The sequence below is a fragment of the Nitrosomonas sp. GH22 genome (genome assembly GCF_009833115.1).
Taxonomy (GTDB): Bacteria; Pseudomonadota; Gammaproteobacteria; order Burkholderiales; family Nitrosomonadaceae; genus Nitrosomonas; species Nitrosomonas eutropha.
Map to the genome: position 1 here is coordinate 1 of NZ_QRCA01000027.1, position 5544 is coordinate 5544.

Here is a 5544-nt window from a genome sequence, read left to right on the forward strand (position 1 = left end):
GCGCACAACCTTGCCACGCCTGGCACCTTTCAGCCCTAACCGTTTCATGAGCCGTTCGACCGTACAGCGTGCCACCTGGACATCTTCACGCTTAAGCTGACGCCAGACCTTGTCGGCACCATAGACCTGCATGTTGGTCTGCCAGACCCGCTGTATTTGCGGCAGCAGTTCATCATCACGCAGGACGCGGGCACTGCGCAAAGCCGGATTACGCTGCTGCGCGGAATATCGCCGATACCCTGATGGGGCGACCTGCAAAACCTTGCAGATCGGCTCGACCCCATGGGCGTCGCGGTACTGGTCGATGAACGATCTCAGGATTTGAGTTTGCGGTCGAGCTCCGCCTGAGCGAAAAAAGCACTGGCCAGCTTCAGAATCTCATTCGCCTTGCGCAATTCCTTTACTTCGCGTTCCAGGGCTTTGATGCGGTCGCGCTCTTCGCTGGTCACACCGTCTCGCAAGCCGGTATCGGTCTCGTGTTTGCGCACCCATTCAAGCAATGTGTGGGCTGAACAGCCGATCTTCGGCGCGATGGATTCAATCGTCGACCACAACGAGGGATACTCACTGCGGTGTTCCTGCACCAGACGGACTGCGCGCGCTCTTACTTCGGGGGAATATTTATTTGATTTGTTCATGGCTCCATCTTCTCAGATAGTGGAGCCTCCTCAAAACCCGGGGCGGTTCAGTACCCAGTTCACGCCACCTCTATGCCGGTCGCCGCTCAGGCAATAAACAGGCCTCTCCCAAGCTTGTCCTGGAGTGTTATTAGTCTCCAGTTTCGACGACGTCTTATGCTTTCGACACCTCAACGATGGTTCGCTTGCGCTCGTCTCCTGGATACACACCTGGCGCATTTCATGCGACTTTTCCTTGACGCTCACTACAACGGCTCTTTACCGATGCAGCTCAAGGTGGTTTGGAACCTGCGCCTGCACGCCGATTCCGAGGGGCCAACCCTCATCTTCGATACAGCATTGCGTCGGTACCTCACCACCACGCATTCGTGACACACTAATAACCTGCATTTGATCGGTGCAAACCGACAATAACTGCGACTGACTGAAAATTATTTACAGACGCATATAATTAACTGAATGTCATTTTGAGCTATACCCTATCTTGATGTCAGGATCGTTTTGTATAAACGTCAGAATAAAGTATAAAACTGTATTAATTGACACAACTGGCCAAAGGTAATAGATTCAAATCTGACACATTCTACTTTTGGAGGTAATTTGTCAGGTAAGCGCATTGGTTACGTTCGAGTCAGCAGCTTTGACCAAAATCCGGAACGACAACTGGAAGGTATTCAGGTAGATCGTGTATTTACAGATAAGGCATCGGGTAAAGATACCCAGCGACCACAACTTGATATGTTGCTAGATTTTGTACGTGAAGACGATACAGTCGTCGTCCATAGTATGGATCGTCTGGCACGCAATCTCGATAATTTGCGCAAGCTGGTACAAGATCTTACCGGGCGAGGTATCCAGGTTGAGTTTGTCAAAGAACGATTGATCTTTACTGGTGAGGACTCACCGATGGCCAACCTGATGTTGTCGGTGATGGGGTCTTTTGCGGAGTTTGAACGTGCCCTGATCCGCGAGCGGCAGCGAGAAGGCATTACACTTGCCAAACAACGTGGAGCCTATCGGGGACGCAAGAGGTCACTGAATAGTGAGCAGGTTACAGAATTAAAGCGAAGAGTCATGGCGGGGGAACAAAAAACGTTAATTGCCCGCAACTTTGGTATCAGCCGTGAAACGTTGTACCGGTATCTGAAAATTGTGGATTAATATAGAGTAGTTTCAACATCAATTTCAGCAATCAAGTGTTATTAACTTCTGACATTCTGTGCAATCGTCTTCTGAAAATGACAAAAATATTGTGGGCTGGATTGCCGATATAAATGCCGGTATTTGCAATTACTGTGAGCCAAAAACGGTGTCGAATGCGAGCACAGTCATTTTGAAACGCGAGCTGTTACAGTTAGGTGGTAGCTGAATGCGGCATAAATTTTATGCATTCTGCTAAACCTTGCCCAGATGCTCCTGTAAGAACTTAATGAAGTGCTGTGTTTTTGCAGGCAGTAATCGGGTTGCCGTAATAGCACAGGCAGATACCGGAGCCCCGCGCCATTGAGGTAGTACGCGACGCAATCGCCCACTGGCAATATCATCAGCAACAATTTTCTCCATCATCATGATGATGCCCATATCAAGTGTTGCTAAGCGACAAATCATTCCGACACTGTTAAGCGTAAATCGGCTGCCAATAGAGATTTTGGTAGTGTTTGTCCCATTGTGCAGTGTCCATGTGTCAGCCTTCATGATGCCCAGACATTCATGGTTTGCCAGATCAGCGGGTTTGGCAGGTTCTCCCGAGCGATCAAGATATCGAGGTGAAGCATAAAGATATGTAGGGAGCACGGCCAATGGACGTGCGATCAATTGGGAATTTTCTGGTTTTCCTATACGGATTGCCACATCGAAAGGTTCATTCACCAGATCGACCCACCGTGACGTGAGATCGAAATCAAAGACGATGCCCGGATAAAGTTTTGCAAATTCGGCGATCAAGGGTGCCATGTAGGTCACGGTAAAATCCACGGGCAGTGAAGCACGTAGCACGCCACTGGGCTGTGTGAGCATTTCGCTGAGTTGCTCTTGTGCGAGTTTGGCTTCATCGACGATACGCTTACAACGCTCGTAATAAATCTGACCAGCCTCGGTTAACGTTATCTTACGCGTTGTGCGATGTAAAAGGCGCAATCCAAGCGTCTTTTCCAGCGCACTAATCCGTCGCGATAGCGTTGAGTTTGGCATTCCGATAGCATCGGCAGCACCGCGAAAGCTCTTGGCCTTGACAACCTCTACGAACAGAGCCATGTCATTCAAAAATTTCATATCTAATGCTCCATTAATGAAGCAATGTTATCCAAAAAATAGTCTTTGTTCTATATAAGAAACAATGGACAATCCCACTCTCTTGTGGAAATCATCATGAAGAAAACAAGGGGGGTATTAAAAAGGAAGCGCGAAGTCACGCTGTTGAGATCTTCGATCTGGTATTTACCTTGCTTGCACCAGCAAACCTGCATCAGATTAGACAGGTGTTGACCATCACATGAGCGCACAAGATATCACTAGAAAACCTGATAATTGGTAAGGAAAAGACTGCTGATTCAGGGTGGATTTTCTAAAATTATGAAGATCCAAATGATTACTTATCAAGACTTCCTTCATTACCACGCCATTTATGATGGGTATTTTATTATATGTAGGAGATAAATATGATTGGGGCTATTCTGAAATTTAAAGGAAGTTTGATCAAGCGTATTATTTATGTAGTTACTATTACTCTATCAGTTATGTTGATAGCTGCGTGTAATCGTCCTGGGGTACAGGTTACAGAAAGAGAAAAGGAAAATTATGAAAAAATTGTTGCTGGTGAAATAATAGAGTGTCCATACGGGCTAGATGCTAATGGATCATGCCTTGATGAAGGTGATGACGGTATCTGGTAATTATGGCGGTTACTTTTTTGTAACAAAAAACCAGAGTAAGTTTTTTATCTGATTACACTCTTCCAAGATTCTTGGAATGTACTACTAAAGTAACCTTCTATAAGATCGATTCCATCTCATTACAATATAGGAGACAGGAATCGATCAAAAGTTCTGTTATTTATTCATACTGTAATGACCCAGTAATTTCCTGCTCAGATATTATTCTCCAATATATATGATCGAGTAGCCCAAGGGAATCTCACCTTCAGGCTCTCCCGCAACGGTACGTGAATCTCTCGATTCATACCGCTCCTATCGTTCAATCATTCCGGCCTAGGTGATATGCCAATGGGCAAAGCAGTCTGGCTGTCATTTATACAAATAGCTGCAACAGTATAGAAATAATTTCACTAACTTAATGATTTGTACAATACTCTGAAATTCTTAGCTGTAATAACCTGCATTTATAACTGGATCAACCTGCATTCAATGCGATTTTGAGCCAGTAATAACTGCATCTATCCACCCCCGCAAACCAGAGATAACTGCAAATGAACCTGCATTCAATCTAGCTGACCTGCATTTATCGGTGCAAACCAGGAATAAATGCGACGGACAAAAGATCGTCAATCCTGACGGTGTTTTCAAAAAATGATTTTTTGCACTTGATTACAAGCAGATATTCACGATCCATCTCCTTTGTCATTTTCAGAAGACGACTGCACCAATCAATGAGGCATAAAGCCTGTTGTGCATACGGCGTCGTAAATTCCCTAATTTATGCGACAATCAGCGCAAGCAAAATGGATATACCCGCGTGTATCCATATCCTCGAACTCAGAATTCTCTCGAATCAGACATCCTGCGGGTTGCCCATTTGACGATCAAAAGATTGGCGAATCATGCCCATGACGTAGGGAAGCTCATCCAGGCTGGACAAGCCGACTTCAACATCGCCATTGCTCCACCGGCCAAGGTTGGTGACATCGGTGCATAGCCTTTTGGGGTCATCGATCTCGCTGAATGGCATGTTCAGCGACAGGCGCAGGCGTCTGGACTGAGGGACAACATCTACGAAGTTTGTCTCTGCCTTATAGGCGACATAGAGCTTGAGGTATTCCTCGTAGATGCACGGGTCCAACTCGAGAATTTCTTTGCGCAAGGCATTAAACAGGGTGCGAATGATGCCGCTGGTCAGGTGCGGATGATCATCAATGCTGTACTGCTGCCCTGCGGTGGTTGCTGAAGGGCGGTAGGCATCAAGGACGCTGCTATCCAACTGTGGTGCAGCCCAGACTTTGGCGGCTTCTCTTGCAAGGCGTTCGGTGCGTGTTTGGATGGCGGCTTGATCCCACTTTTCGACCTCACCCAACCCTTCGTTGATGTTGAGGGCGCTGTACTTGAAGCCAATTTTCTTGCCATCGGCATTGATGACCTGATCGCGCTTGTAGGCAAATGGATAGTCGCTGTACTCGCTGTTATATCCCGTCAAGGTGAGATTGCCCAAGGTATGCAGGTACTTCTGCTGAGTCTGTTGCCAATCGGGGCCCAGTTCCGCTTGCCACGCTGATGACAATACTTCGTTCTGCGGCAGAATGTGCTCGATGGTGTAGTCCTCAACCACGATGTGAATCGTCCCGGGTTTCGTGGAGGCTGTTTGGTTAAAGTCAAGCCACCGGAATGGCTTCCCTGGCGAATTGCCTATAGTAGTTTACCTCAGCTTCTGCGGGAGGGATGTAACCGATTGGTTCCAGCAGCCGCTGGTTGTTGAACCAGGCTACCCATTCCAGCGTTGCCAGCTCCACGGCCTCCCTGGTTTTCCAGGGGGCGCGCTTGTGAATCAATTCTGTTTTGTACAGCCCATTGATGGTTTCTGCCAGCGCGTTGTCGTAGCTGTCGCCCTTGCTGCCGACCGAGGGTTCTATTCCGGCTTCGGCGAGTCGCTCGGTATAGCGAATGGAGACATATTGCGAGCCTCTGTCGCTATGGTGTATCCTGTCTTTTATAAACATCTGACGCTGCGCACGCATCCC

At 47.4% G+C, this 5544-nt stretch carries 5 protein-coding genes, 1 pseudogene and 1 other annotated feature; of the genes and pseudogenes, 2 read left to right on the forward strand and 4 right to left on the reverse strand.

The window, feature by feature from the left end; genetic code table 11:
• Positions 1 to 638 (reverse strand): annotated as a pseudogene (locus tag ABF86_RS08760) (IS3 family transposase); the annotation flags it as partial.
• Positions 244 to 360: a sequence feature (AL1L pseudoknot), on the reverse strand. Its footprint overlaps the pseudogene before it by 117 nt.
• 600 nt (positions 639 to 1238) lie before the next feature.
• Between ABF86_RS08760 and ABF86_RS08765 the strand changes: the two are divergent.
• On the forward strand, positions 1239 to 1799 hold the full coding sequence (locus ABF86_RS08765; protein ID WP_074685683.1) for a recombinase family protein: 561 nt from the start codon (positions 1239 to 1241) through the stop codon (positions 1797 to 1799).
• A gap of 234 nt (positions 1800 to 2033) precedes the next feature.
• On the opposite strand, the gene ABF86_RS08770 is transcribed toward ABF86_RS08765, so the two are convergent.
• Complete coding sequence (locus ABF86_RS08770) at positions 2034 to 2909, reverse strand: LysR family transcriptional regulator (RefSeq protein ID WP_011634428.1); 876 nt, start codon at positions 2907 to 2909, stop codon at positions 2034 to 2036.
• A 386-nt stretch (positions 2910 to 3295) separates the two neighbouring features.
• Between ABF86_RS08770 and ABF86_RS08775 the strand changes: the two genes are divergently transcribed.
• Positions 3296 to 3529 carry a hypothetical protein gene (locus ABF86_RS08775; protein ID WP_041353494.1) on the forward strand — a complete coding sequence of 78 codons (234 nt, stop codon included), beginning with the start codon at positions 3296 to 3298 and terminating at the stop codon, positions 3527 to 3529.
• Positions 3530 to 4364: 835 nt separating this feature from the next.
• Here the strand turns inward: ABF86_RS08775 and ABF86_RS13180 are convergent.
• The gene (locus ABF86_RS13180) at positions 4365 to 5135 is read right to left on the reverse strand and encodes a DUF1524 domain-containing protein (RefSeq protein WP_256201604.1); all 771 of its coding nucleotides are present in this window, start codon (positions 5133 to 5135) and stop codon (positions 4365 to 4367) included.
• A 43-nt stretch (positions 5136 to 5178) separates the two neighbouring features.
• Positions 5179 to 5544, reverse strand: a 366-nt coding sequence (locus tag ABF86_RS08785; protein ID WP_160803540.1) for an integrase core domain-containing protein, incomplete at its 5' end; no start/stop codon positions are given.

Bases quoted from the DNA above. Each gene is read 5' to 3' on its own strand.
- ABF86_RS08770 (WP_011634428.1), bottom strand. From the start codon at position 2,909: ATGAAATTTTTGAATGACATGGCTCTGTTCGTAGAGGTTGTCAAGGCC.
- ABF86_RS08775 (WP_041353494.1), top strand. From the start codon at position 3,296: ATGATTGGGGCTATTCTGAAATTTAAAGGAAGTTTGATCAAGCGTATT.